Annotated in this window: 27 protein-coding genes; 15 read left to right on the top strand and 12 right to left on the bottom strand. The window is 70.6% G+C overall.

Features of this window, described 5'->3' with window-relative positions:
* Nucleotides 1-225: 225 nt before the first annotated feature.
* Complete coding sequence (locus BCD49_RS05365; RefSeq protein ID WP_035925252.1) at nucleotides 226-1413, bottom strand: helix-turn-helix transcriptional regulator; 1188 nt, start codon at nucleotides 1411-1413, stop codon at nucleotides 226-228.
* Here BCD49_RS05365 and BCD49_RS05360 point away from each other — a divergent pair.
* Complete coding sequence (locus BCD49_RS05360) at nucleotides 1412-2101, top strand: hemerythrin domain-containing protein (protein WP_007509312.1); 690 nt, start codon at nucleotides 1412-1414, stop codon at nucleotides 2099-2101. The two genes, BCD49_RS05365 and BCD49_RS05360, sit on opposite strands and share 2 nt — an antisense overlap.
* A 53-nt stretch (nucleotides 2102-2154) precedes the next feature.
* On the opposite strand, the gene BCD49_RS05355 is transcribed toward BCD49_RS05360, so the two are convergent.
* Nucleotides 2155-3228 carry an aldo/keto reductase gene (locus BCD49_RS05355; RefSeq protein ID WP_007509314.1) on the bottom strand — a complete coding sequence of 358 codons (1074 nt, stop codon included), beginning with the start codon at nucleotides 3226-3228 and terminating at the stop codon, nucleotides 2155-2157.
* Entirely contained in the window at nucleotides 3225-3644 is a 420-nt protein-coding gene (locus tag BCD49_RS05350; RefSeq protein WP_198939423.1) for a VOC family protein, read from the bottom strand. Before BCD49_RS05350 ends, BCD49_RS05355 begins: the two co-directional genes overlap by 4 nt.
* Before the next feature lie 151 nt (nucleotides 3645-3795).
* Here BCD49_RS05350 and BCD49_RS45810 point away from each other — a divergent pair, with 151 nt between their 5' ends.
* The 3 genes from BCD49_RS45810 to BCD49_RS05335 all read left to right on the top strand — a co-directional run bounded on the left by BCD49_RS45810 (nucleotide 3796) and on the right by BCD49_RS05335 (nucleotide 8119).
* The gene (locus BCD49_RS45810; RefSeq protein ID WP_106410280.1) at nucleotides 3796-4509 is read left to right on the top strand and encodes a TetR/AcrR family transcriptional regulator; all 714 of its coding nucleotides are present in this window, start codon (nucleotides 3796-3798) and stop codon (nucleotides 4507-4509) included.
* Nucleotides 4506-4967 carry a flavodoxin family protein gene (locus tag BCD49_RS05340; protein ID WP_007509319.1) on the top strand — a complete coding sequence of 154 codons (462 nt, stop codon included), beginning with the start codon at nucleotides 4506-4508 and terminating at the stop codon, nucleotides 4965-4967. Before BCD49_RS45810 ends, BCD49_RS05340 begins: the two co-directional genes overlap by 4 nt.
* 662 nt (nucleotides 4968-5629) lie before the next feature.
* On the top strand, nucleotides 5630-8119 hold the full coding sequence (locus BCD49_RS05335) for a diguanylate cyclase domain-containing protein (RefSeq protein ID WP_083401269.1): 2490 nt from the start codon (nucleotides 5630-5632) through the stop codon (nucleotides 8117-8119).
* A gap of 156 nt (nucleotides 8120-8275) precedes the next feature.
* Here the strand turns inward: BCD49_RS05335 and BCD49_RS05330 are convergent, their stop codons facing one another.
* Nucleotides 8276-9208, bottom strand: coding sequence for an NAD-dependent epimerase/dehydratase family protein (locus BCD49_RS05330; protein ID WP_241832262.1), 933 nt, complete (start codon nucleotides 9206-9208; stop codon nucleotides 8276-8278).
* 120 nt (nucleotides 9209-9328) lie between these two features.
* Between BCD49_RS05330 and BCD49_RS05325 the strand changes: the two genes are divergently transcribed.
* The 3 genes from BCD49_RS05325 to BCD49_RS43410 all read left to right on the top strand — a co-directional run bounded on the left by BCD49_RS05325 (nucleotide 9329) and on the right by BCD49_RS43410 (nucleotide 11077).
* Complete coding sequence (locus BCD49_RS05325; protein ID WP_007509324.1) at nucleotides 9329-10006, top strand: TetR/AcrR family transcriptional regulator; 678 nt, start codon at nucleotides 9329-9331, stop codon at nucleotides 10004-10006.
* A gap of 118 nt (nucleotides 10007-10124) precedes the next feature.
* Nucleotides 10125-10775 (top strand): hypothetical protein, encoded by a 651-nt coding sequence (locus tag BCD49_RS05320; RefSeq protein WP_007509326.1) that lies wholly within the window; start codon nucleotides 10125-10127, stop codon nucleotides 10773-10775.
* On the top strand, nucleotides 10772-11077 hold the full coding sequence (locus BCD49_RS43410; protein WP_007509328.1) for a DUF1330 domain-containing protein: 306 nt from the start codon (nucleotides 10772-10774) through the stop codon (nucleotides 11075-11077). The genes BCD49_RS05320 and BCD49_RS43410 overlap by 4 nt, the downstream gene beginning before the upstream one ends.
* Here BCD49_RS43410 and BCD49_RS05310 read toward each other — a convergent pair.
* On the bottom strand, nucleotides 11043-11633 hold the full coding sequence (locus BCD49_RS05310) for a TetR/AcrR family transcriptional regulator (RefSeq protein ID WP_106410532.1): 591 nt from the start codon (nucleotides 11631-11633) through the stop codon (nucleotides 11043-11045). The genes BCD49_RS43410 and BCD49_RS05310 overlap by 35 nt on opposite strands.
* Nucleotides 11634-11761: 128 nt before the next feature.
* Between BCD49_RS05310 and BCD49_RS05305 the strand changes: the two genes are divergently transcribed.
* Entirely contained in the window at nucleotides 11762-12691 is a 930-nt protein-coding gene (locus BCD49_RS05305) for a TIGR03620 family F420-dependent LLM class oxidoreductase (protein WP_007509332.1), read from the top strand.
* A gap of 39 nt (nucleotides 12692-12730) precedes the next feature.
* Here the strand turns inward: BCD49_RS05305 and BCD49_RS05300 are convergent, their stop codons facing one another.
* Nucleotides 12731-13984 (bottom strand): cysteine desulfurase-like protein, encoded by a 1254-nt coding sequence (locus BCD49_RS05300; RefSeq protein ID WP_071041230.1) that lies wholly within the window; start codon nucleotides 13982-13984, stop codon nucleotides 12731-12733.
* Nucleotides 13985-14250: 266 nt separating this feature from the next.
* Nucleotides 14251-14601 (bottom strand): four-helix bundle copper-binding protein, encoded by a 351-nt coding sequence (locus tag BCD49_RS05295; protein WP_007509335.1) that lies wholly within the window; start codon nucleotides 14599-14601, stop codon nucleotides 14251-14253.
* Nucleotides 14602-15167: 566 nt separating this feature from the next.
* On the opposite strand from BCD49_RS05295, the gene BCD49_RS05290 reads away from it, so the two are divergent.
* From BCD49_RS05290 to BCD49_RS05270, 5 genes are all read left to right on the top strand, one after another.
* Complete coding sequence (locus BCD49_RS05290; protein ID WP_071041229.1) at nucleotides 15168-16241, top strand: LLM class flavin-dependent oxidoreductase; 1074 nt, start codon at nucleotides 15168-15170, stop codon at nucleotides 16239-16241.
* Nucleotides 16242-16377: 136 nt separating this feature from the next.
* Nucleotides 16378-17520, top strand: coding sequence for a Fic family protein (locus BCD49_RS05285; protein ID WP_007509340.1), 1143 nt, complete (start codon nucleotides 16378-16380; stop codon nucleotides 17518-17520).
* A 137-nt stretch (nucleotides 17521-17657) separates the two neighbouring features.
* Entirely contained in the window at nucleotides 17658-18203 is a 546-nt protein-coding gene (locus BCD49_RS05280; RefSeq protein WP_007509341.1) for an RNA polymerase sigma factor, read from the top strand.
* Nucleotides 18200-19477: a hypothetical protein gene (locus BCD49_RS05275; RefSeq protein WP_007509343.1), complete on the top strand. Its 1278-nt coding sequence runs from the start codon at nucleotides 18200-18202 to the stop codon at nucleotides 19475-19477. The genes BCD49_RS05280 and BCD49_RS05275 overlap by 4 nt, the downstream gene beginning before the upstream one ends.
* Nucleotides 19478-19485: 8 nt before the next feature.
* Complete coding sequence (locus BCD49_RS05270; RefSeq protein WP_007509345.1) at nucleotides 19486-20445, top strand: hypothetical protein; 960 nt, start codon at nucleotides 19486-19488, stop codon at nucleotides 20443-20445.
* Between the two features lie 56 nt (nucleotides 20446-20501).
* On the opposite strand, the gene BCD49_RS05265 is transcribed toward BCD49_RS05270, so the two are convergent.
* Nucleotides 20502-20852: a winged helix-turn-helix transcriptional regulator gene (locus BCD49_RS05265; protein ID WP_007509346.1), complete on the bottom strand. Its 351-nt coding sequence runs from the start codon at nucleotides 20850-20852 to the stop codon at nucleotides 20502-20504.
* Nucleotides 20853-20889: 37 nt separating this feature from the next.
* Here BCD49_RS05265 and BCD49_RS43405 point away from each other — a divergent pair, with 37 nt between their 5' ends.
* Nucleotides 20890-21051, top strand: coding sequence for a hypothetical protein (locus BCD49_RS43405; protein ID WP_157845265.1), 162 nt, complete (start codon nucleotides 20890-20892; stop codon nucleotides 21049-21051).
* Here the strand turns inward: BCD49_RS43405 and BCD49_RS05255 are convergent.
* On the bottom strand, nucleotides 21038-21451 hold the full coding sequence (locus BCD49_RS05255; protein WP_007509351.1) for a winged helix-turn-helix transcriptional regulator: 414 nt from the start codon (nucleotides 21449-21451) through the stop codon (nucleotides 21038-21040). The two genes, BCD49_RS43405 and BCD49_RS05255, sit on opposite strands and share 14 nt — an antisense overlap.
* A 70-nt stretch (nucleotides 21452-21521) precedes the next feature.
* On the opposite strand from BCD49_RS05255, the gene BCD49_RS05250 reads away from it, so the two are divergent.
* Nucleotides 21522-22244, top strand: a complete 723-nt coding sequence (locus BCD49_RS05250; protein WP_232794161.1) for an NAD(P)-dependent oxidoreductase — start codon at nucleotides 21522-21524, stop codon at nucleotides 22242-22244.
* Between the two features lie 11 nt (nucleotides 22245-22255).
* Here the strand turns inward: BCD49_RS05250 and BCD49_RS05245 are convergent, their stop codons facing one another.
* Genes BCD49_RS05245 through BCD49_RS05235 form a run of 3 tightly spaced genes read right to left on the bottom strand, consistent with a single transcriptional unit; the run spans nucleotide 22256 to nucleotide 24484 of the window.
* Nucleotides 22256-23020 carry a DUF998 domain-containing protein gene (locus BCD49_RS05245; RefSeq protein ID WP_007509354.1) on the bottom strand — a complete coding sequence of 255 codons (765 nt, stop codon included), beginning with the start codon at nucleotides 23018-23020 and terminating at the stop codon, nucleotides 22256-22258.
* The gene (locus BCD49_RS05240; protein WP_232794160.1) at nucleotides 23017-23481 is read right to left on the bottom strand and encodes a MarR family winged helix-turn-helix transcriptional regulator; all 465 of its coding nucleotides are present in this window, start codon (nucleotides 23479-23481) and stop codon (nucleotides 23017-23019) included. The genes BCD49_RS05245 and BCD49_RS05240 overlap by 4 nt, the downstream gene beginning before the upstream one ends.
* Before the next feature lie 40 nt (nucleotides 23482-23521).
* Complete coding sequence (locus BCD49_RS05235; RefSeq protein WP_007509358.1) at nucleotides 23522-24484, bottom strand: LLM class flavin-dependent oxidoreductase; 963 nt, start codon at nucleotides 24482-24484, stop codon at nucleotides 23522-23524.
* Between the last annotated feature and the right edge of the window lie 50 nt (nucleotides 24485-24534).

The raw sequence follows: 24534 nt of genomic DNA, 5'->3' as shown, positions 1-24534 counted from the left end.
ACCTCGAGCTGGGCGGCAGGCGTCGGCCCGGCGTCCAGGGCCGCCAGCGCGACGGCCGTCTTCCAGGGTATCCAGGCGCGGTGGCGGTCCGCACGAGATAGGTCGCCGACGGCGACGATCGATCGGTACGGGGCAGCGAGGGCGGAAGGAAAGGCGCCTCGGGGCGGCGGCCAGAACCCGCCTGAGCCAGCCCACGTTCAGCCAGCCCACGCCAGTCGGCCTGCCTCAGGCGGGGACCTGGTCGTCGAGGTACCAGCCGTAGGGGCTGGGCTGGCTGGCGCTGGCGCGGCGGGGCTCGTACTGCTGGACGTAGAGCGTGGCGACCAGTTCGGCACGGGTGCGCACGCCGGTCTTGGCGAACACCGCCTTGAGGTGGTCCTGCGCGGTGAAGGGGGAGATACCTAGCGCGGTGGCCAGCTGCCGGGTGGATCTGCCCTGGGCGGCGAGCCCGATGACCTCGCGTTCGCGCGGCGTGAGGCCGTAGGCGCCGGCGATCACCTCGCTGACGACGACCGGGCGGGCGCCCTCGATGATGATGGCGATCATGGGCGAGTCGCCGCCGGGCATCGGCGAGCCGTGCAGCACGACCCAGCGGCAGTCGCGGGCCGGTAGCGCGGCGCGGGCGAGGCCGTTGCCGGTGGCGGCGGCGACGGCGATGGACCGCACGACGCTGGGCAGCCGGCCCCGGTCGTCCAGCGCGGCGAGCCAGGCGCGGCCGTCGTCGGTGACCGACTCGATCTCGCCGCGGGCGGTGACGAGCAGCAGGCCCGGCGGCCGTTCGAGGCCTCCCGGCGAGGCGAGTGCGGCGCGGAGCATGGTGAGGCGGAACAGGTCGGCGATGGCGGTCAGCGCGGCGCGGATGGTCGCCTCGTCCCGGTCGCTGAACGGCCGGCTGCTGCCCGTGCGGTAAAGCGTCAGCGTTCCCCAGGTCATGGTGCCCGACCGCAGGATCACCCGCATCTCGTCGACGCAGGACAGCGGTGACAGGAGCGATTCCCAGCGTTTCGCCCTGGTCAGGTCCCCGCCGGTCGTCTGGTGTAGCCGGCCGACGAGGCGGCCGTCGTTCGCCAGGTCGCGGTAGCCGTTGAGGTCGGTGCCGGTGAACTCCAGCTCGTAGAGGACATTCTCCCGGTCTCGTTCGTCGCCCGCTGGCTGCCCGCTGAGGAAACAGCTCGTCCACAGCATGGTGGCCGGGTCCACGGTCGAGATCGCGGCGATGTCGTACGGGACGCTCGTGCGTAGGAGGCGGTCCAGGCGGCCGCGCACGGCGGTGAGGTCGCCGCCCTCGGCCGCCAGCGCCCGGACACGCTCGCACAGGTTCACGAATTCCAGGATGACCACGCCGACCGGCCGGGCCAACCCCTGAAATCTGGGATAGGCGGGCGGCACGGCGATTCCTACCTTCGAGGCCATGACTGCTGACACCCTCGTCCGCGACGACCTGTTCACCCACATTCACAAGGCCCTGCGCCTGGGACTGTTCGAGCTCACCATCCAGGCTGGCCGCACCGACTGGGCGGACCCCGCCGAGGTGGCGGCCCTCGGCGAGAGGTGGTGGCCCCTGCTCGACCTGCTGCGCGCCCACACCGAGCACGAGGACCGCCACATCCTGCGCATCCTCGACGGCGTCGACCCGGAGACCACCGAACCGGCCGGCGAGCAGCACCGCGACCTCGACGACCTGCTCGACCACCTCGACGACAGGTTCATCGCCGTGATCGCCGCCCCCGACCCTTCGGCCGGGCTCGGCCTCTACCGGGACCTGACCCGTTTCGTCGCCAGCTACCTCCCCCACCTGCACGGCGAGGAGACCGTCGTCATGACGCGGGTCTGGGAACTGTGCAGCGACGAGGAGATCGCCCTGACCCGCGCCCGCTTCATGGCCGACACCACCCCGGATGTCATGGCCACGACCCTGCGGTACATGCTCCCCGCCCTGGACCGGCCCACCCGGCACGCCCTGGTCGCCCGCCTCGCCGCCACCGCGCCCCCGCCCGTCGTCGCGGGGCTCCTCCAGATCGCCGAACGCGTCCTGGACCCCGTCGCCCTCGCCGACGTGCGCGCGGTCGCCGCGGCTCCCGTCTCACCGATGCACGGCTGAGCCACAAGCGCCTGGCTCCTACCGGCCCGCGTCGAGTCACGCCCAGGGCTGGATCATGAGCGGGTGTCGGCGGCGCCGAAGACCCAGGGGGAGTTCTGGTCGATGAAGTCGGTCGGGAAGCCTGGCGAGAAGCCGGTGGCGTCATCGAGCCGGTCGACGAGGTCGGGTGACAGCGTGACGTCGAGGGCGCCGAGATTGTCGCGTAGTTGATCGACCCGCCGCGCGCCCAGAATGGGAAGGATCGCCACCGAGCGGCTTCTCGTCCAGGCGATCGCGACCTGCGATGGGGTGACGCCGAGTTCGTCGGCGATCGCGCGCACGGATCTCGCGACGGCGAGGTCCCGATCGGTCAGCGACTCGGCGCTCAGCCGCGTCCGGGTCAGGTCGCTCGCCTGGTCCGCGCCGCTCTCGGTCGGCGGGGGGCCGGACGGCGGCGGGCCGGGCAGTGGTGTGCTGGGCGGTGGGGTGTACTTCCCGGACAGGACGCCCCCGCCCAGCGGGCTCCAGACGGTCACTCCAAGGCCGAGGGATTCCGCCATGGGCAGCAGCTCCCGCTCGATGTCGCGGTTGAGCAGGCTGTACGGCACCTGTAGACCCACGAACTGGCTCCAGCCGCGCCAGTCGGCGATGGTGTTGGCGCGGGCGACGACCCAGGCGGGGGTGTCGGAGATGCCGATGTAGAGGATCTTGCCTGCGCGTACCGCGTCATCGAGGGCGCGCATCGTCTCCTCGATCGGCGTGGACCGGTCCCACATGTGGACCCAGTAGATGTCGATGTAGTCGGTGCGCAACCGCCGCAGGCTGATCTCGAGGGACGCGCGCAGGTTCTTGCGGGCGTTGCCCGCCGCGTTGGGGTCGGCGCGGTCGCGGGAAACGGTGTACTTGGTGCCCAGCACGAAGGACTCGCGGCGGCCGGTGAGCAGCGCGCCGAGGATCTCCTCGCTGGCGCCGTCGCGATAGTTGATCGCCGTGTCGATCGTGTTGCCGCCGGCGTCGGCGTACAGGTCGAGGATGCGGCGGCACTCTTCCGGCGGGGCGCCGACCCCGCCCTGCTCGCCGAAGGTCATCGCGCCGAGGATGAGGTCCGAGACCCGAAGCCCGCTGGTGCCCAGCGTCCTGTACCTCATGACGCGGCGGACCCGGCGATCACCCGGGCGAGCTCGCGCGCGATCTCGTCGTCGGGTACGTCCCGGAGGTGCGTGTCGAGCGCCCAGCGGTGACCGGAGGGATCGAGGAACTGCCCGGTGCGATCGCCCCAGATGGCGTCGTGCACCGGTTCGAAGGCCGTCGCTCCMGCCTCGACGGCGCGCTGAAAGGCCACGTCGACGTCGGGGACGGTGAGGTGCAGCGCCGCGGGAGTGCCCCCGAGGCTCTTCGGCGTGCGGATGCCGGCCTCGGGCATCTCCTCGGCGACCGCGAGCGTGGTGTCGCCAAGCCGCAGCTCGACGATGAGGGCTCGCCCGTCGGGCAATGCCAGCCGCCTGACCTCGTGCGCGCCCAGCACCTGGATGTACCACGCCGCGTCGGTGTCGGTATCAGTCACCACAAGATGTATCGCGATGGTGGTCATGCCGGGACAATACACCCCGTCTGGACTACCCGTCTGGTCGGCGAGATCGGTCTCTTCCGTCTGGCGCGGGCAGACATTTGGTCCCCGAACCAGTAACCCGGACCAGGTGTCCTACGGTGAGGGGATGACGCGATCCCACGCTGCGGCATCGGCGCGGCGCGCGGTGGGCGACCCGCCGCCCGCGGAGCTGAGGTCCCGTCTGCTCGCCGCGCTGGAGGGGCTGCTCGCGCACCGCAGGTTCGACGCGGTGAGCGTCGCCGACATCGTTCGTGCCGCGGGCGTGTCGAAGGCCAGTTTCTACTTCTATTTCGCCAGCAAACAGGCAGTGCTCGCCGAGCTGGTCCGTCAGGCGGTCCGCCGGGGGCACGAGGCGGCACACCCCTGGACGGACCCCGATGCGGACGGGCTTTCGGACCCGATGGAGGGGCTACGCCTCGGCATCACCGACGGTGCCCGGCTGTGGCGGGAGAACGCCGGCGTGCTGATGGCGATCGTCGACAGCTGGGGTTCCGACGACGAGCTGCGGGTCCTGTGGCTCGATCAGATGAACACCTTCACCGAGGCCACCGTCACCCGGATCGAGGCGGATCCCGCGGCGCTCCGGCACCTCGGTGGCGCGGACATCCGCGCCACCGCCGCGGGCCTCACCTGGCTCGGTGAACGGCTGTACTACCTCGCCGCCGCCGGCGTCGCGCCGTTCGACGACCCGGACGTCCTGATCGCCACGCTGATCAACGCCTGGACCACCACGTTGTACGGAAGGAGCGCGACTGGCACCGGGCAGGACCGGCCGGCCGGTGTCGCCGCGAGGGGAGACGATAGCGGCGCCGTAAAATGACCCTGGTGCCAACGCTGCTCGTCGTTCATCACACCCCGTCCCCGACGATGCAAGCCATGCTCGAGGCGGTGCTGTCAGGCGCCCGGGACGACGCCATTGAAGGTGTGGATATCGTCGTGCGGCCGGCGCTGGCCGCGACCGCCGTCGACGTGCTCGCCGCCGACGCTTACCTGCTCGGCACTCCCGCCAACATCGGTTACATGAGCGGCGCGCTCAAGCACTTCTTCGACACCGTGTACTACCCGGTCTTGGAAGCGACGGTCGGGCGGCCGTACGCGTTGTACGTCCACGGCGGCAGCGACACGACGGGCGCGGTGCGTTCGGTTGAGTCGATCGCGACCGGTCTGCGCTGGAAGCGCCTGCGCGATCCGGTCACCGTGATTGGCACCCCGGACACCGCGGCCCGCGAGGCCTGCTGGGAACTCGGCGCCACCATCGCCGCCAGCCTGATGCCGTAGGTCCCGGCTGTGCCAGCCCGTGAGGTGGCCTTTGGCCTGTCGCGCAGGCGTGGACCGCGTCAGGGGAGTGGGCGAGGGCCGTCGATCAGGGCCCGCACGGGGACGACGAGCGGACTGGTCAAGGGGTGGCGTGGGGTGGCTGTGTGTCCTCGGCGGCGAGGACGGTGGTTTCGGTGCCGTCGGCTCAGCGCCACGGCACGCGCCGGCCTGGTAGGTGCGCTCCGCCAATCCAGCGGTCGATGCGTTGAGCGTCACGTGGTCGGCCGCGCCGGCGAGCACTCGTGCGCCGTGCTCGCCGAACTCGTCCGCCAGGCGGTACCACCTTGCCGCCGCCGGTGTCCGCCGTTCGACGACGAGGCGGTCCTGATCGACCATCGCGGTGAGCGTGATGCCGTAGCCGATGCTCAACCTCCTGATCGCCAGGCCGTTTCGGTCTGATCGGCGCTGAGATTGGGGCGAGGAACGCGCGGAGAGCGTATCGGGCCTCCTCGGCTCGTTGGCGGTCTTCGTCCACCCGTACTAATGTGCGTGCCATCACTCTGGGTATATATGACGTCGCTTTCGGTTGGACGAGTCGGAGGAGGTTCGTCGCGGCGATCCATTCCGGCTGGCAGGACGATCCAGGCTGGCGTGGGCGGAAATGATCCCAGGCGGAGAGGGCGATGTCGCGCGCGGAGATCACTGGAGCAGCTGCGACGGAGTGCGACGCACCGAACTGCGGCGCGACCGTTTTCCGCCGAATAGTCTATGTGTGGGCGGCAGTCGCGCCCACAGTCATGCTCGCTTCCTTCATCCTTCCCCCGCGCGCCGCTGATCTGGTAGTCCGCGCCTGCGGCATGGCCGCTATTGCGTTCCAGGGTGGATGCGAGCTGTGGTCGGCACGGCGAGCGAAGGGCGGCGAGCGACGTTGGCGACTGCTCCTGCTCGCCGGATGGATCGCGGTGGCAGCCGGCCTGGTCATCACTTCCGTCAGGGCGTTGTTCTCGGGCCAGGAGCCGGTGCCACCCTTGTCGGGGACGGAGCCGGCGTATCTGGCGTTCATTCCAGCATCCGTTGTCGCGCTGCTGGCTTTTCCCACCGACCCACTCAGCCCAGAGGACGAGCCGGTGCGCGGAGCCGGTCAGGGCGGCACCCATTGGCGGACTGTCACCGTCATGGACGCGGTGCTCCTCGTCAGCTCGCTGAGCCTGCTCGGCTGGGTGGTCATCCTCCGGCCTCTGATGCGTGCGCGAGCACCCGCACCAGCCAGTCTCGCGATATTGTTGGCGTTCGGCCTCGGATGTCTCCTGCTACTGATCACCGTGCTGCTCGTGGCGGCGTTCCGGCGCCCCCGCCAGAAGAAGTCCTTCGCATTGCTCGGTGGTGGGCTGGCCTCCATCACCGTACTTCTGCACGTGTCGCTCTACTTCGTCGCGATCGGCCGACCGGAGCCCCTGCAACTCGAAGCCGCTAACGTCATTGGCACTGTGATGATCGGGCTTGCCTGCATCACGCCACCACGGTCATCGACTGGCTCTGTAGTTGCCGCTTCCCCCCTAAGCCTCGAATCCGCTTCTGACGGCAGGGCCTCGTGGCACGTCCGGTGGACTGGCTGGCGGGCCGGACCCGGCATAGGCTGGGTGAGGATATTCCTCCCGTACATTCCACTGTCCGCGCTGGGCGTGCTGGCGGGCCTTCAGATGTCAACCGAGGTGCGGGTCGAACCGATCGAAATATACGGCATCTTCGCGCTCGTTTTGCTGGTGCTGATCCGGCAGATGCTGACTTTGGCGGACAACCAGAAGCTGCTGGACAGGGTTCAGCAGAGCCGTCGCCAGCTGCGCCACCAGGCGCTCCATGACCCGCTGACCGGGCTGGCGAACCGCGTGCTGTTCGGTGACCGGGTGGAAGCCGCGGTCGCTCGGCGAGCCCGCGGCCGGCTGGCTCTGCTCTTCTGTGATCTCGATGACTTCAAGATTGTCAACGACACCTTGGGCCATCCGGCCGGGGACGAATTGCTGAGGATAACTGCTCGGCGGCTGCTTGGTTGCGTACCGCCCTCGGACACGGTCGCCCGTCTCGGTGGCGACGAGTTCGCGGTGCTTTTGGCGGACGATGCCGCGGACGCCGAGGCGGTCGGCAAGAGGGTGGGCGCGGTGGTCCGGGCACCGTGCTTTCTTGCCGGGCAGCCATGCGCCATTCACGTGAGCCTTGGCCTGACAGTCGCTGTGCCGGGATCCCCGATCAGTGCCGAGGACCTGGTCCAGCAGGCAGATCTCGCCATGTACGCGGCCAAGCAGCGGGGGAAAAACAGTCTGGTCGTCTACGATCCTGACATCTTCGCTCACGGCCGGTCGCCGACGGCGCAACTCGCGCTGTGCCAGTTGCTGCGGGGCGATCCCGCCGGCGGCGTCATCGATGTCCTCTATCAGCCGATCGTCGATCTGATCCACCATCACACGGTCGCGTTCCAGGCTTCAACGTGCTGGCACCATCCGACGTTCGGGTCGCTCACGGCAGAGCAGATGGTCGCGGTCGCGAGCGGGGAGGGGCTAAGAGCACAGCTCGAACGGTTGATCATCGGCCGCGCGTGCCATGATATCGGCCACTACCGGAGGCAGACAGGTMAGAATGTCACCGTCTGCGTCAGCGTTTCGGCGGCGAGGCCGCCTGGTGACTTACTGCTTGACGTCGAGGCGGCGCTGGCGGCCTCCCGCCTCCCCGCCCAGGCCTTGGTCCTCAAGGTTTTGGACATGGAGTGCCTCGACGAGGAGGTCGCGCGCAGCCTGCGGACATGCGTCGCCCGTGGCCTGCGCCTCGCGCTGAACGGCATCGCCAGGAACCAGAACACCTTTCTGGCGCTCGACGAGCTGCCGATCCAGATACTTATGTTCGACAGCTCCTTCGCCGGCGGCCTAACAGGCAGCGCCAACCGGGCCGACCTGCTCCGCCACGCACTGCTCACCCTCGCCAAGGACCTCGGTCTCACGGTCGTTGCCRCCGGCGTCCAGAACCGAGAGCAGGCACGCACATTGGCCCGCCATGGTTGCCGCTTCGGACAAGGACAGTTCTTCGGACCGCCAGCCGCACTGCCTGGTCAGCCGCCGCCTCACCGCAATGGCGAGACCGACGGCCGGGCTGGTTACGGAAACAGGAACGGGAACCAGTGGTAAGGAGTCAAACTCGGCCAGTGGGGCCCCGCGGGTCGTACCTCAATCCGGACCGAACCGTCACCAAAAGTGATGTTCACCTGGCCAGGGCTCGGCGCGCTTCTTGGCGCGATGAGCGGGACGAGCACCAGCGCGCCGGTGACGCGTACCCAGCCTGTTTCAGGTCTCCGCCCGCTGGTACCACGCGGCCGTCTCGGCGAGAGCGCGGTCCAGCGGCGTCGGCCGCTGGCCGAAGCGGGTCTCGAAGGCCGACGAGTCCACGACGAAGTCGCGGTCGAACTCGTAGAGCATCTCCACCGTCTCCCGAGCGCCTGGGTTGACGGCACCGACGAGGCGCAACTGCCACGGCTTCACCGCGACGAAGGCGGGCGCCACACCTGCGGCGCGCGCGGTGGCCTCGACGAGGGCGAGCTGACTGATCGCCGGGGCGGTCGGCGCATGCCATGCTCGCCCCCAGGCCGCGGGATCCTCGGCCACGCGTACCGCCGCCTCGGCGAGGTCGGGCACATAGGTGATCGCGTGCCGTGCCCGCGGTGAGCCAAGGATCTGGGCTTTCCCACCGGAGACGAGCGGGGCGAAGAACCGTTCGCCGAACGCCGAGTCGCGCACCCCGGCGCCGAAGAAGTCGCTGGCCCGAACCGCCGCGACGCGGACCCGGCCGGACCGGTGAGCGTCGAGCAGCTCGGCCCACATGGCGGCGCGCACCGCGCCCTTCCGGGTGGTCGGTCTCATCGGAAGGTCCTCGGTCATGGGTACGGACACCGGCCCGTACCCGTAGAGGTTCTCGATCGCCACGAGTACCGCGCCACTCGCCTCGCAGGCCTGGACGACGGATCGCTGGATGGCCGGGAAGTCCTTCCCCCACCGGTGGTATGCCGGTTGGGCGCACTGGAAGACCACGGTGGCGCGGCCGACCGCGCCGCGARCACCGTCGGGGTCGGCCACGTCGGCCTGGCAGGGCTGGGTCCCGTCGATCGTGGTCCCCGATCTGGTGACGACGCGCGGACGGATCCCGCGGGCCACGAGCGCGGCCGCGACCGACCGGCCGACGGGGCCCGCGCCCAGGACGACGGAGGCGTCGAGGAGGTGCACCTCTTCACCATCTCCAATCACCATTCGAAGTTCGAACACTGTATGGAGACAGTAGCCAAACATTGTTTGGCGAGTCAATGGCGTTCGAAAGATCAAGCTTGTTCGACTAGGCTCGACGGCGTGAGCACCTCCACGGAGTCCCGACGCGACCGGCAGCGCCGGGAGCTCGTCGCGGAGATCACCGCCGTCGCCCGCCGTCAGCTCGACGAAGGCGGTCCAGGCAACGTGTCGTGGCGGGGTGTCGCCCGCGAGGTCGGCATGAACCCGGCCTCGCTCTACACCTACTTCGGCAGCCTCGACGACCTGTTCACCGCGTTGATCACGGAGAGCTTCCGGAGTCTCGCCGACGCTGTCCGCCAGGCGTTCGACGACAGCGCGGGCGCCGAGTCCGTCGACCGGCTCCTCGCCTGCGTCCGGGCATACCGAGCCTGGGCTGTCGCCAACCCCCGGCAGTTCAACCTGATCTGGACCGACCAGCTGCCCGGATACGCGGCCCCGGCGGACGGACCCACCGTGACCGCAGAACAGACGGTCTATCGGCCGTTCCTGCTGGCGGTCGGGGAGGCGGAGGGACGCGGCGACCGGCTGGCGGAGTTCGCCACGCTGCCCACCGACGACCAGCACCGCCTGCTGGGCCTGTTCGGCACCCTGCACGGCCTGGTGTCACTCGAGATCAACAGCCACCTCGCGCCGTCGATGGTCGACGGGGAGGCGCTCCTCGTCGACCGGATGACCCACGCCCTGCGGCACGTTCACCCGCCCCGGGACGGGTCGCACGCCGACGCGGCGGAGACATGACGCCCACCCGCCGACGGCGGTGATCGGTCGAGGGCGCCGCCGCCCGAACCACCGACAGTCGGTGTCGGGCTCGCTACAGCGACGGGTCGTCCGCGCATGTGGTGGCGAGGATCCCGGTATGCGTCGTCCGTCGGCGAAAGCCGCCTCGCTGCTCGTCCTGGCCGCGACGGTCATTCAGCTCGCGATCGCCAGCGTGGCGACCGGCCTGCCACAGTTCGAGGGCAAGGGGTTCGGCGCCAGGTTGGTGTTCTACCCGATCCTGATGCTGCTGGTGCCGACCGTGTGGTGGCTGACGCAACGACGGCGACCCGCGCCGCACGATCCGCCCTGGACGGGATTCGCCCTGGTGATGGCACCCTTCCTCGTCGATGTCAGCGGCAACACGCTGAATCTCTACGACACCGTGGTGTGGTGGGACGACGCCAACCACTTCGTGAACTGGTTCCTGGTCTGCCTGGGGCTCGGCCTGGTACTCGGCGTCTGGTCGGTGCGGCCGGTCTGGGTGAGCGGGGTCGCGGTGGTCGGGGGCGGGGCACTGCTCGCCCTGGCCTGGGAGATCGGCGAATGGTGGACGTTCATCCGGCACGGCACCGAACTGGCCACCGCCTACGAGGACACCCTGGGCGACATGACCCTCGGGACCTGCGGCGCGTGCGTCGCATTCGTCGTCCTGCGGCTGTACGCGAACGCGACCGCGAAGGGGCTCGCCGCGACGTCGCCGGCCAGCCAAGTCCAGCGCGTGGGCCTCACCCCGGAGGAATCGAGTTGAGCAAGGCGACGATCGTGGTGGAGGGCTCTTTCCGGGAGGGATACGAGGCGCACTTCGCGGAGTACTCGAGGACCGTGCGCGCGTATCTCGACAAGAACCAGGGGACGGTCATCCGCCGCCAGCTCGTCAAGAGGGCGCTCTACGGCTCCCATGCTCCCGACCTGGTCATGGTGATCGACTTCCCGGCGGAGGAGCTGGCTGAAAGGCTGTTCTTCGAGCCGGAATACCTGGACATCATCCCCTTGCGGGACCGGATTTTCGCGGACTTCAGGATGTACCTGATGGAAGACGGCGAGATCTGACGGCGTCGAGGGCCAGCGCGAGCAGGCGGTCGGCCTGGTCGGCGTCGCCGGTGCGGGCGGTCGCCAGCGCGATGCCGACGACGAGCTGGACGAGGTCGTCGGGGCTCAGATCGGGCCGTATGGTGCCCGTCCGCTGGGCGCGGCCGAGGAGATCGGCCGCGGCGCGCGTGATGGCCTGATGGCAGTCGACGGGGACTGTCTCGGGTCCCTCGGCCATGAACGCGCCGGCGAGACCCTGGTTGACGCGGGCGTGGACGAGGAACAGGTGTAGCCAGGTCGCCAGTGCGTCGTCGGCGGAGCGGGTGGCAGACAGCTCGGCCGCCTGTCGGCACAGCGTCTCGATTCGGTCCGCGAGTACGGCACTCAACAGCGCGGCCCGCGTCGGAAAGTGCCGGTAGAGGGTTCCCTGCCCGACCCCTGACCGGCGGGCGATCTCGACGAGGGACGCGTCGGGTCCAGCCTCGTCGAAGGCCTCGCGCGCGGCCGCGACCAGGCGTTCCCGGTTACGCCGGGCATCGGTGCGCTGGACGCGTTCCATAGGGCCTCGTCCACCCATCGCCATCCCTCCCTCCTCTCCGCCCACCCGTATAGACATCCGGACAGGGTGTCCGTATCGTAGCGAACGGAAACGGACACCCTGTCCGGATCGGATGGGACTGATCGCGTGAGGACTGAAGGAGCGCCGTGACAGCGGACCCAGAACACGAGCTCGGCCACGTCGGCGTCTGGACGTTCGCGCTCGACGGCCAGCCCGCCAACCGTGTGCGGGAGGCCGCCGCCCAGATCGAGGAGCTGGGCTACGGCGCACTCTGGTACGGAGAGGCGTTCGGTCGCGACACGGTCGGCCAGGCGTGGCTGCTGCTGTCGGCCACCCGGCGCATCGCCGTCGCGTCCGGCATCGCGAACATCGCGTTCCGCGATCCGATCGCCCTGGCGACCGCGGCACGCGCGCTGGGCGAGGCGTTCCCAGGGCGCTACCTTCTCGGCCTTGGCGGGCACCGGGTCGACGACAGCATCCACAAGCTGGATGGCTATCCGCTGCCCGCGTTGGGGAAGGCGGTATCCACCATGGGCGCCTACCTCGCGGCCATGGACGCCGTACCGGCCCACAGCCCGTCACCGCGCCCGGCCGTGCGCCGGGTACTGGCCGCGCTCGGTCCGAAGATGCTGTCGCTGGCGGCCGAACGGACATGGGGGGCGCACCCGTACTTCGTGCCCGTCGAACACACTCGGCGGGCGCGCGAACTCATGGGCCCCGAGGCGTTTCTGGGCGTCGAGCAGGCCGTCGTCCTGGACACCGCCGCTGACCGGGCCCGTCAGGTCGCGACCGCGCACGTCGCCGGCTACGTCTCCATGGCGCCGCATCAGGAGGCGAGCATGCGGCGGCTGGGCTTCGGCGACGATGACCTCGTCGACGGGCCGAGCCGTCGGTTGGTCGACGCGATCGTCGCCTACGGCGACGTCGAGGTGATTCGTGACCGGGTACGCCAACACCTCGACGCGGGCGCGAACCACGTCTGTGTCCAGGTCCTCACCGCGGACCCGACCGCGCTGCCGGACCGCGAATGGCGCGAGCTTGCTCCGGCGCTGCGCGGTCTCATACCCACGCCATAGCTCCATAGCCCATAGCCATAGGGATCGTGAAACACCCGCTCAACGGTCGAAGTAGTCCCTCAGCCCCGAGAGCAGCCGGTCGACGTCGCCGTCGTCGTTGTACGGCGCCAGGCCTACTCGCAGGCCGCCGGTGTCCCCGAGGCCGAGCCGATGGGAGGCCTCGTAGGCGTAGAAGGAGCCGGCGGGGGCGTTGACCCCGCGCTCGCCGAGGAAGGCCCTGATGCTCTGCGGGTCGTGGCCCTCGAGGGTCGTCAGGAGGGTGGGCGTGCGGCGCGCCGCTCGTGACCAGAGCGTGGCCCCGGGCAACTCGCGCAGCCCCGCCTCGATCCGTTCGCGCAGGACGTCCTCGTGGGCCTGCAGCGCCGCCATCGACGCGACGAGCCTCGCCCGCCGGTCCGTGCCCGTGCCCGCGGCGACGGCTTCGGGCGCCAGGCCGGCGAGGAAGTCGACGGCCGCGGTCGTGCCGGCCATCAGCTCGTAGGGGAKGGTGCCGAGCTCGAACCGTTCGGGGACCGCGTCGGTCGCCGGCAGCAGCTTGTCGGGGGAGAGCTGCTCGAGGAGCTCGGGCCTGCCGTAGGTGACGCCGCAGTGGGGGCCGAGGAACTTGTAGGGGGAGCAGGCGTAGAAGTCCGCGCCGAGGGCCGGGACGTCGACTGCCGCGTGCGCCGCGTGGTGCACGCCGTCGACGTGCAGCCAGGCCCCGACGGAGTGGACCACCTGGCTGATCGCGGCGATGTCGGGCATGGTGCCGATCAGGTTGGAGGCCGCGGTGACCGCGACCAGTCGCGTGGAGGGGGAGAGGACGCGCTCGATGTCGTCCGGCGCGAGCTCGCCGGTCTCGGGGTCGAAGTCGGCGAAACGGACCGTCGCTCCAACCGCCCGCGCGGCGATCACCCAGGGCCGGACGTTGCTGTCATGGTCGAGCCGGGTGACAACCACCTCGTCGGCCGGACCCCACCGTTTCGCGATCGTGCGGGCGAGGTCCATCGTGTTCTGCGTCATGCTGCGGCCGAAGATCACGCCGTTCGGCTCGACACCGAGGAGGTCGGCGACGGCGGCGCGGCAGGCGACGACGGCCTCCTCGGCGTTGCGTTCGCCGAGCGTCACGGTGCCGCGGTTGGCCAGCGGACGGGTGAGCGTGTCATAGACCGCGTGCGCCACGACGTCGGGCGTCTGTGAGCCCCCGGGCCCGTCGAAGTGGGCGGCGCCGGCGGCGAGCGACGGGAAGTGACCGCGGATCGCGGCGACGTCGTAGGCGGTGGTGACGCCCGGGGCGGCGCGGGGCTCGGTCATCCCCCAAGCCTGCCAGCACCGTGCAGTGGTCCGCGTCGGCATGGGTCGCCGCCGCCAGGGGAAATTCCATTAACACCGTCGACATTGTGAAGTAGCTTCGCGTGGCCGCCCGGGATGCGGACCGGTAGCGGATTCCGAAGGGCGAGTACTCCGGCGCCGGCCAATCGGCCGCGCTCCGGTCCACCGCGCTCCGGCTTGCGCAGCGCGAAGGCGGTGGCACCCACTGGATGCCACCGCCTCAAACGTTTCTGCGGGAGCGCCGTCTACTAGGCCGCCGCCAGCTGCCGGCATGCGGCCGCGGAGCGGCGGCAGGCCTCCGCACAGGCCGCCATCTGGCGGTCRTCGGGCATCTTCGCGCACATGTCGGCGCACCGGGTGCACATGTCCGCGCACATGCGGCACATGTCCTTCATGCTGCCCGACTCCCGCATGATCATGTCGGCGCACATCCCGCAGGTGTCGCTGCAGTCCAAGAGCATCCGCATCAGCGCGGCGTCCATCATCGCCCCGCCCTGGCGCATGCAGTAATCCATGGTGCTACGACACGCCGAGCGGGCGTCGATGCATGCGTCAATGCATTCCTGCATCTCGGCGGTACGCGCGGAAATAGTGGCCACTGCACTTCTCCTTAGCGAGGGTGCGCCTGATGGAAGCTGCCAAAAACGCGATCGCGGCGCGCCGCCATGAATGGGCGCACGATTCGTCGCGTGAGGCAATCGCAGCGTAGCACCGTGTGAAAGTGCCGGCAACGCGCCGTAAGGAGATCGGGTTTCACCGTCGGGCCATTCTTGGYGCGGCCGGATTTGGGCGCGATTCCGATTTTCTGCCGCCGTGTGGTGCGACGCACCCGCCGCCGCCTTCGGCCCGTTGGATTGGGAAGTCACGGCCGCGGGCCTCCGCGATGGCCGGCGCCCGCGCGATGGCCGGCGCTCATGCGATGGCCGCCTTCCGCGAGGATCTGTGAGTACCGGACCGACTCGCGCCGCACTGCCCGGGAGCATGACGATCCGGGCGTGGGTTCGGCGGCCAGGCCGCAGCGGAGGGCGGACGAGCCTCGGCGGCGGAGCGCTGGTGGAGGAGACGGGCGCATGCGGGCGATCAGGTCCGAAGACATGACGAGGCGCGGCGAGTTGTGCCTGGTGGAACTGGCCCGTCGCGGGCCCGTCCCGGGCAGGAGCCTGCGGTGACCACGTGGGAGTTTCTCTGGTACATCCCCAACGAGGTCCAGCCCGGGCACCGCGGCGACGACGCCGTGACAGGTCACAACAGTCTCGACACGCTGACCGCTCAGGCCCTCGCGCTCGAGCGGCACGGGTGGCGGGGCGCCCTGCTCGGAACCGGCTGGGGCCGGCCGGACACCTTCACCGTCGCGACGGCCCTGGCGGCGAGGACGACCAGCTTCGAGCCGCTGATCGCCGTCCGCCMCGGCTACTGGAAGCCCGCGAACTTCGCCTCCGCCGCGGCCACCCTCGACCACCTCTCGGGTGGGCGGGTGCGGGTGAACATCGTCTCCGGCCAGGACGACCTCCGGGCGTATGGCGACGGCGAGGCGGATCCGGCCGAGCGCTACGCCCGGACCAGGGAGTTCATCCAACTGGTCCGCAGGCTGTGGACCGAACGGAAGGTCACCTACGACGGCGACTACTTCCAGGTGGCCGGCTCGACCGTGGTTCCCAGGATCTCGGCCCGCCCGGGCCGCCCCCACCCGAAGCTGTATGTCGGCGGGGCCTCGGAGGCGGCGGAGCGGGTCTCGGCCACCGAAGCGGATGTCCAGCTCTTCTGGGGAGAGCCGCTGGACGGCATCCAGGAGCGCGTCGCGCGCCTGCGGGCGCTGGGCGAGAAGCTGGGCCGAGAGCATCCCCCGCTGGAGTTCGGGCTGCGCATCACGACCTTCGTCCGGGACACCACGGAGCAGGCCTGGGCCGACGCCGAAGCGAAGGTCGCCGAGCTGGCGGCCCGCCAGCGTGGGCGTCCTGGCCGCGACGGCCACGCGGGCGCGGTGGGCCAGCGGCGGCTGCTCGACCTTCAGGCACGCGGAGAGGTCCTGGACGACAATCTCTACACCGCACCGGGCAAGGTCGGCGGAGAGGGCGCCGGCACCACCTGGCTGGTGGGCTCGGCGGCGGATGTCGCGAAGTCCCTGCGCAGGTACGGCGACCTGGGGATCACCCACTTCATCCTGTCGGACACGCCGTACCTGCCGGAGATCGAACGCCAGGGCAGCCAGTTGCTGCCGCTCCTCCAGACGCCCGGGTGACGGCCAGGCTTGTCGGCGGTCGTCGGGGTCGCCTGAACACCTTCCCGTTGGTGTGGTCCGCGACGTCGAGCGCGCGGGTCAGGCCGATGCGGCGGGGCGTTGGCGGCGGATGCTACGAGGCGCGTAGCATCGTCGCATGCTGTTTCGGGTGCCAGAGGTCGACGCGGCCGATGAGCGGGTGCTGGTCGACCTCGAACGGTTCCGCGGCGAGCTGCGCCACCAGGTCGCCGAGCCGCGCCGTTGGCTGGGGCAGCTGCGGCGCAGCCTGATCGCGGGCGCCATCAGGGGGTCGAACACGATCGAGGGCTACACCGTCGACGCGGCGGACGCTGAGGCGGTCGTGGCCGGCGAGGAGATGCCGACGGCACACGACGCGCAGACCCGCGCGGCGGTCACCGGTTACGCGGACGCGTTGACTTATGTGCTCCAGGCCGCCCGGTTCGAGGTCTTCGCCTTTCACCCGATGCTCCTGTCGGCACTGCACTTCATGATGCTTCGTAATGATCTCGAAAGGTCGCCTGGCCGGTACAGACTTGGGCCGATCTGGGTGTCCGGTGCGCCGGACAATCCCCCGGTCTACACCGGGCCGGACGCCGAGCGGGTACCTGACCTCATGGACGAGCTGTGTGGCTGGCTCCAGGGCGGAGACCTCGATGCCCCCGTCGTCGTCCGGGCCGCAATGGCCCATCTGAACCTTGTCAGCATCCATCCCTGGCGGGACGGGAACGGGCGGATGGCCCGCTGCCTGCACACGCTGGTGCTCGCCCGGCAGCTGATCATCGCGCCGGAGTTCTCCAGCATCGAGGAATGGCTTGGATCGTCCCCTCACAACACCGCGATGTATTACGCGGCGCTTGGCGAGGCGCAGGGTGGGAGCTTCCAGCCGGAGCGCGACGCGCACGGCTGGCTGCGCTTCTGCCTGCGCGCCCACCACCTGCAGGCGCAGGTAGTCCAGCGCCGTCTCGACATCGCGGCCGAAGTCTGGCGGGTTCTGGCGGACCAGGCCGCGGCTGCCGGGCTCTCCGAGCGCACCGTAGCTGCCCTGTACGCGGCGACCCGTCCAGAGGGGGTGCGTCGTGCCACCTACATGCGGGACGAGGATCTGACCCGTGACCAGGCGATCCGCGACCTGCAGGGGCTCAAAGCAGCCGGTCTGATTGAGGAGGCTGGCCACGGCCGCACCCAGCGCTACCTCGCCACTGGCTCCGCGGCCCATGCCGAACGCTCCGTCCGCGCCGCGATCATCGCCAAGCCACTCCGCGACCCCTACAGCGCCTGATGATTCCCCCGTAGTGGTGCCGGCAATTGTTGTCTCAGCCGGCGAGCAGCGGATGGGTACCTTCGCGCATCTCTAGATATGTGCGCCCAGAACCGTCCGCGCGGCCAGGTGTGACTGCCGCGCGAGACTTCCCCTCCGTGGATCCGCCGACCCCCGAGCCGAGCGACGGCAGCTCCGCCAAACCGGTGGCCGACCCCTACGCCTCCGTCGGGCAGTTGTTCGGCGAGCACCGCCCCGGGCTGTTGCGACTCGCGGTCGTGCTGCTCGGCGATCAGCGCACAGCCGAGGACGTCGTCCAGGAGGCGTTCGTCGGGCTGATGCGGCACTGGTCGCGGCTGCGCGACCCGGAAAGCGCACATGCCTACGTCCGGGCCGCCGTCCTCAACGGCGCCCGCGGCGTGCTGCGCCGCCGGGCTGTGCTGGGCCGGCTCGGCGTCCGCCACGATCCTCCGATCTGGTCGGCCGAGTCGGCCGCGATGTTCCGGGAGGACCGTCGCGAGGTGATGGCCGCGTTGCGCCGCCTCGCGCCGCGGCGCCAGCAGGTCCTCGTGCTGCGCTACTACCTGGACCTTTCCGACGGCGAGATCGCCGACATGCTCGGTATCACGCCCGCGACCGTCCGCTCCACCGCGACCCGCGCGCTGCGCGCGCTGGCCCGCCAGCTCGGGGAGGGGGCGCAATGACCGCCCTCGAGGACCGACTGCGCGACGCGACCTCCGCGGCGGCGGAGCTGGTGACCACGACGTCCGTACCCGCGGCGTGGCGCGTGACCGAACCCGTCGCGATGTCGCCTGCGGGCCTCGCCCGGCAGCGCTGGTATGAACGCGGCGTCCCTCGGGGCGACGTCCCTCAGGGCGGCGCGTCGCGGGGCGGCGCACAGCGGGGCGGCGAGGCGCGCCGTCGCGCCCGCTGGCTTGTGCCGGCGCTGATCGCCGTCGTCGTCCTGCTCGTCGTCGGCGGCACGGTTCTGCTTCCCCGCGTGGTGCGGCAGCCGGACCGGACGCCGGCCACGACGGGTGCCCCGGCCGTCTCGCCGGCCCGCTACTTCGTCACGAACATGGGTGGGGCCGGCACGGGCTATATGGAGATCGCGGTCCGCGACGCGTTGACCGGGGAGGTCACCGACTCGGTGCCACCGCCCGGCGGGACCGAGTTCTCCGCCGTCTCCGCGACGGCCGACCCGCGGGTCTTCTACGTCACGGGCAACGCCGGCCTCGTCGCGGCCAGGGCCTACCGGCTCACGATCGACGCCGCCGGGAAGGTCGTCTCGCTGAGCGAGGTGAACACCGGCTCGCAGCCGTGGAGTGGCGGCTCGTTCGCCGCGTCCTCGGACGGGAGGCGGCTCGCGTACCCGGCCCCGTCCCCCGTCACGAACGGCAAACTTCCGCCGGCGGGGATCGATGTGGTGGACGTGCGGACCGGGCACGCCACGCACTTCACGGCGGACCGGCCCGGCGGTACGACGGACCTGAGCTGGTCGACAGACGGGCGCTACCTCGCCTTCCAGTTCAGCGACATGGGATACAAGCAACCAGCCGACAAGGCCGGACTGTGGCTCCTCGACACCACGGGACCCGGCGGTGACCTGCTCGCGAACGCGCGGCGCGTCGTCAGCTGGCGGGCGGGCGGCAACGGCTACGCCTCGTCGATCCTCAGCGGCGACGGCGAGACGATCTACGCCATCGACGCCCAGCAGCGCGCTGACGGCACCCCGGTCACCCGCGTCATCGAGCTGGACGCCGCCACCGGCAAGCAGCTCCGGATCCTGTTCGAGCGGCCATACGTCAACCACGGCAACACCGTCTGGACCTTCTTCGAGATGGCGCTTGACCCGAGCAGCCGTCTGCTGATGGTCGTCGACGGAGCCGGCGGCGCCTACCGCGTCGACATCGCGACCACCCATGCCACCCGCATTCCGTTCCCGCGGGGCACGATGCCGAACTCGATCGCGTGGTGACCCGACCCATGGCCGCCCTCGAGGACCGCCTGCGCGACGCGACCGCCGCGACAGCCGACCTGGTGACGACCGATCCGGCACCCGGAAGGGCGCCGGTATCGCCCGCCAGCCTGGCTCGGCGGGGTCGGTATCGGAACTGGTACCGGCGGAGCGAGCCGCGCGCGGGCCGGGCGCGGCGTCTCGTGCCTGTGCTGGTCGGCGTCGTCGTCCTGCTCCTGGTCGGCGTCTCGGCGATCGTGCTGCCCCAGGCACTCCGTAAACCGGGCGACCCCTGGGCGGCGGCCGTCGCCGAGGCCGGATTCCCGGCTCGTTACTTCCTCACGAACATCGCCGACGGGCAGTACCAGGAGATCGCCGTGCGGGACGCGCTGACCGGCGCCGTCACCGCGAGCGTCCAGCCGCGGTCGGGGGAGTTCTTCACGGCGGTCGAGGCGACGGGCGATCCGCGCGTGTTCCACGCCTTCGCCTACGACCATGCCACGCCCAGAGGGTTCGCGTACCGGTTGACGATCGACGCGGCGGGCCACGAGGTCTCGCTGGTCCGGGACGGCACCATCAAGCCGATCTTCGGCTGGGGGACGGACGGGCCCCTGCCACCGCAGCTGCCGCCGAACACCTCGCCTCCGACGCGTCTGCAGCTGGACACCATGATCACCCCGCTTCTTGGTGTCGGCGGCACCCGGGTCTACGTCATCGCCGCCCAGCAACGTTCCGACGGGACCCCGGTGACCCGCGTCGTCGAGCTGGACGCGGCCACCGGGCGTCAGCTACGGGTTCTGTTCGAGGAGCCGAAGGAGAACCGAGGCAACGACCTCTGGACGTTCACCGAGATGGCCCTCGACCCGGCCGGCAAGCTCCTGATGGTCATCGACGGCGGCGGCGCCGCCTACCGCATCGACATCGCCACCGCGAGGGCCACCCGCCTGCCGTTCCTGCGCGGCACCAACCCCAACTCCATCGCCTGGTAGCTTCGCCGGATCGCGGAGGGAGAGAGGACCAGTTCTGCCGACCTGGCGACAACGCGCTAGGCGTCAGCCTCCGCCCTCTCCCCTCCGCGATGGTCGAGGGCCCACTGGTTGAACGCGAGCAGCTGCTCGTGCAGCGAGGTTCCGCGGTCGGTGAGGGAGTACTCCACCCGGGCGGCGCGGCCATCGAGGGTCGTGCGGCGAACGTATCCCTCGGCTTCCAGGACGCGCAGGGTTCTGGTCAGGACGCGGCGGCTGATCGTTTCGATGGCGCGGTCGAGCTCGTTGAAGCCATAGGGATGGTCGGCCAACAGTCCGATGACCACCGGGCTCCACTTGTTGCCGACGCGGTGCAGCACGCCGGTCACCGGGCATTCCCGGCGTTGCTGCTCGGTCACGACCACTGCCACGGCGGTCCTCCGACCCATGCGGTTCTGGGAGCCACACGTGTCCAGTTGCTTCTGCCACGACCCACGGCAAGCCGCCGAGACCCGTCAGCGGGTCCTCGGCCGCGCCGCCGACACGGACGCCCTGGTCGTCCCCGCCCATTTCGCTGGGGAACGGGCCCTGCGCATCCGCCGCGACGGCAGCCGGTTCACGCCCCGCTAGAGCCGCCAGCCCTCAGCCCAACCCGACCGTCGAGAAGCGTGTCGTCGTGCCTCCGGCGGGCCGACAACAGGTCGTCGAGGTTGTCCCGGGCCCAGTTCCGGGCCGCTTCGACCAGCTGCAGAAGCGACCGGCCGAGTGCGGTCAGCTGGTACTCCACCCGGGGCGGGTTCTCGTCGAAGGCGCTTCTACTCACCAGGCCATCACGCTCCATCGCGCGAAGGGTGTCGGTTAGGACCTTCGCGCTCACCGACCCGAGGTTCTGCTTTAGCTCGGTGAATCTCCGTGGTCGGGCCTCGAGGCACAGGATGACCATCGCGGTCCACTTGTCGCCGATCTGTACCGGGAAGGCACTCATCGGGCACGCCGGGTCGAATGTCGGGGCGTCGGCCGTCTTCTCCACTCCGTCCACTCCGCCAACGGTAGCCAGTCACGTTGCGGTAACCGGCCTACCGGTCCCTAGCTTGGCCGCCATGACAGGAACACAGTTCACCGCGGCGGTACCCCGAGCGGCCGCGTCGGCGCGGGTCGCCGTGCTCGGTGCCGGTGGTCGCGCGGGACGAGCCGTCAGCCAGGAACTCCTCGCCCGGGGACACCGAGTGACCGGGGTGGTCCGCGACGCCCGTCGACACCGCTGTCTCGCGGACCAAGGTGTCGAGGTGGCCGAGGCGGACGCCACCCGCGGCGCCGACCTCCTCGACGTCCTGCGTGACGCCGACGTCGTCGTGGTCGCCGTGACGCCCTTCTCGGCGCCGCCGCCCTCGTTCGACGGCTTCGACGAGGCGTTCTACGAGCACGTCGTCGCCGCGGTCGTCGGCGCCGCACGGACGTCGCCACCCGCCCGGATCGTCACGATCGGGCTGTTCGCCACCCTGCCCCTGGCCGACGGGCGAACGGTCATGGACGACCCCGACGTCTTTCCACCGCCGCTGCTGCCGTTCGCGCGCGCGCATGCTCGTGAGCTGCCCGCGTTGCGCGGCCTTGGCACCGAGCTCGACTGGCTGGTCGTGACCCCACCGGCCGGCCTGCGGGCCGACGGCGCCGGTGACGCGGCGGGCTACCTTCTGGTCGAACCGCCGGTCGGCCACCGTCTGTTCGAGGGTGTGCTCGGCTACGGCCAACTCGCCCAGGCCATCGCGGACCAGGCCGAAACCCCGACCTTCCACCAGACCCAGGTGGCCGTTCTGCCCGCGTGAGGCGGCGTGGGTCAGTGCCCTGGGTCGGTGGGGAAGGGAGGTATGCCGCTCCAGGAGTCGGGGCTGCCCGCCGCGGTGTCGTGATTCGACGAGACCAGGAGGCTGGCGGCGAGCGCGCAGATCCAGACCGCGACCGTGAGGGCCAGCATCCGCTCGAACAGGCCTTCCTGGGAGCCGGGCGCGTAGGGGCCCTGCGAGGCGGTGGCGATCAGCAGTATCGGGCCGAGGACACGGGCGCCGAGCATCACGGGTCGAAGGCGACGCCAGCGAGGAATTTCGCGCATGCGTCGCCAGAGGGGAAAGGGCGCGACGGCGAGCAGGGCGATGAGGGCGCCCGAGGCGATGGCGTCGGTCAGTCCTCCGGCACTGTAGAGATGCTGGTGGACGCCGCAGGCCGTGTCGGCGAGGCGGCAGGGGAGCCGGGGAAAGATGACCAGGTAGGCCACGGCTCCACCCGCCAGCATCCACGGGGCATATCTGGCCGTCCTGCCCGCGGTGGTCAGCGCGGGCCGTAGCCCGAACAGCGCGAAGGCGATCGTGCCCAGACCGGCCAGAAGCTGGCAGGTGATGGGGAGCCAGGCGTGTGGCGCGGTGAGCGCGGTCTCGTCACTGATCGAATCCCGGACCGCGTCGTAGCGGGGGCCCTGCCAGGTGCCCGCGAGCAGCCAGCCGACGGTGAAGACGAGCTGCGCCGCCAGGCCCACCGCACCCCAGAAACGCCGGGAGGTCACGGGGCGGGCCGCGATCGAGGGGATGCCGGGCGCGTGGCTCGTCATGCCTGCTGCTCCCGCCACCAGGCGTTCCCGCGTGCTGGTGCCGGTGGCGTGACCGCGCCGTCCGTCAACCGCCTGGCGAGTGCCGAGAACGTCCGGACCTCCGCCGGCGTCCATGCGCTCACCCAGGTGGCGAACAGCTTCATGCCCTTCGCGGCCAGGTCGTCGAGCTCCGCCTGGCCTGCCGCGCTGAGCGCCACCCGGTACGACCGGCGGTCGTCTGGGTCCGGGTGGATCTCGATCTTTCCGGCGGCTTCGAGTGCCTGGATCCTTCGGGTCACGGAGGGGCGCGGGGAGCTGAGAGCCTCGGCGATCTCGCTCGGGGGGAGGGCACGGCCGTCGGCAAGCAGCTGCATGACGGCGACCAGCTCGGTGTCGAACGCCCTGGCCTGGCCGCGCCGGATGAGGTTCACGAGCGCCATGACCGCGCCGGAGAACTCCTCGATGTCCGTTCGTTCGTGCATGCGCCCGACCATACGATAGTTAATTCCAGATAGCAACTATCTAGACGTGATCCGTATGGGCCGATGCCCGGACGGCGGGGATCAGGGCGGCGACCCGCTCGAGCTGGTCGCGTTGGGAACGCAGATCCAGAGCACCCAGGCGGGCGACGATGTGCCGCGCGCCGCCGGCGACGTACCGGGCCAGCCCCGCCAGGACCTGGTCGGCGGAGCCGGTGACCACCGCCTGGATCTTCTCCAGCTCCTCCAGCGGCATCCCGTAGGTGGCGCGCGCGTAGGCGTCCAGCGCCTGGCGGCCGCTCTCGACGTCGTCGTCGATCCGTACCGAGACGAACAGCGCGGGGGTGATGTCCTCGGCGGCGCGGCCGGCGTCGGTCGCCGCCGTGCGGACCTCCCGAAGCCCGGACGCGTAGTCGGCCGGGTCGGGCGGATAGGGCAGCCACCCGTCGTACGCCCGCCCGGCGCGGGCCAGCGCGGCCTGGGTCGCGCCCCCGAGCCAGATCGGCGGCCCGCCCGCCCGCGGCGGCCTGGTCGCGGGCGGGACGTCGTCGAACCTGAGGATCTCGCCGTGGAACGAGCCGGCGCCGTTCCACAGCGCCCGCCACAGCGCGACCGTCTCGTCCAGCCGGGCGAAGCGCCGTTCCCACGGCACCTCGGAAAGGGTGTAGAAGGGCCGGCCGAAACGACCTGGGAAGCCCGCGCCCACCGCTACCGTGAGCCGGCCACCGGACAGCAGGTCGACCGACGCCAGGGACTGGGCGGCCTGGATCGGCCGGCGCAGGAACGGCAGCAGTGCCCCCGTTCCCAAGGTGACCGCCTCGGTGACYGGGGCGAGCGCGGCCAACATCGTCAGCGCCTCGATGCGCGGGCTGATCAGCGAGTCGTTGACGAAGAGCGAGGAGAATCCCAGGCGTTCGGCCGCACGGCCGAACGTGACCAGCTCTCGAGGGTCGCCGTCCGCGCCCCACTGGGCGGCCCCGGTCGGAAGAAGCACACCGATGTCCATGCCGCCGATGCTCACGGMCGGCGCGGACGGCGACAATTCCCGCCAGGGAA

It is taken from the genome of Pseudofrankia sp. EUN1h, assembly GCF_001854645.1.
In the GTDB taxonomy this organism is placed as follows: domain Bacteria; phylum Actinomycetota; class Actinomycetes; order Frankiales; family Frankiaceae; genus Pseudofrankia; species Pseudofrankia saprophytica.
The sequence above is the reverse complement of the archived record's forward strand: the minus strand, read 5'-3'. Positions and strand labels throughout refer to the sequence as shown.

What these genes read in the sequence shown, in the direction of transcription:
- BCD49_RS45810 (WP_106410280.1), top strand. Translation starts at nt 3,796, where the DNA reads ATGACGCGATCCCACGCTGCGGCATCGGCGCGGCGCGCGGTGGGCGAC.
- BCD49_RS05320 (WP_007509326.1), top strand. Translation starts at nt 10,125, where the DNA reads ATGCGTCGTCCGTCGGCGAAAGCCGCCTCGCTGCTCGTCCTGGCCGCG.
- BCD49_RS05340 (WP_007509319.1), top strand. Translation starts at nt 4,506, where the DNA reads ATGACCCTGGTGCCAACGCTGCTCGTCGTTCATCACACCCCGTCCCCG.
- BCD49_RS05245 (WP_007509354.1), bottom strand. Translation starts at nt 23,020, where the DNA reads ATGACGAGCCACGCGCCCGGCATCCCCTCGATCGCGGCCCGCCCCGTG.
- BCD49_RS05285 (WP_007509340.1), top strand. Translation starts at nt 16,378, where the DNA reads ATGCTGTTTCGGGTGCCAGAGGTCGACGCGGCCGATGAGCGGGTGCTG.
- BCD49_RS05360 (WP_007509312.1), top strand. Translation starts at nt 1,412, where the DNA reads ATGACTGCTGACACCCTCGTCCGCGACGACCTGTTCACCCACATTCAC.
- BCD49_RS05355 (WP_007509314.1), bottom strand. Translation starts at nt 3,228, where the DNA reads ATGAGGTACAGGACGCTGGGCACCAGCGGGCTTCGGGTCTCGGACCTC.
- BCD49_RS05240 (WP_232794160.1), bottom strand. Translation starts at nt 23,481, where the DNA reads ATGCACGAACGAACGGACATCGAGGAGTTCTCCGGCGCGGTCATGGCG.
- BCD49_RS05310 (WP_106410532.1), bottom strand. Translation starts at nt 11,633, where the DNA reads ATGGGTGGACGAGGCCCTATGGAACGCGTCCAGCGCACCGATGCCCGG.
- BCD49_RS05365 (WP_035925252.1), bottom strand. Translation starts at nt 1,413, where the DNA reads ATGGCCTCGAAGGTAGGAATCGCCGTGCCGCCCGCCTATCCCAGATTT.
- BCD49_RS05275 (WP_007509343.1), top strand. Translation starts at nt 18,200, where the DNA reads ATGACCGCCCTCGAGGACCGACTGCGCGACGCGACCTCCGCGGCGGCG.
- BCD49_RS05270 (WP_007509345.1), top strand. Translation starts at nt 19,486, where the DNA reads ATGGCCGCCCTCGAGGACCGCCTGCGCGACGCGACCGCCGCGACAGCC.
- BCD49_RS05250 (WP_232794161.1), top strand. Translation starts at nt 21,522, where the DNA reads ATGACAGGAACACAGTTCACCGCGGCGGTACCCCGAGCGGCCGCGTCG.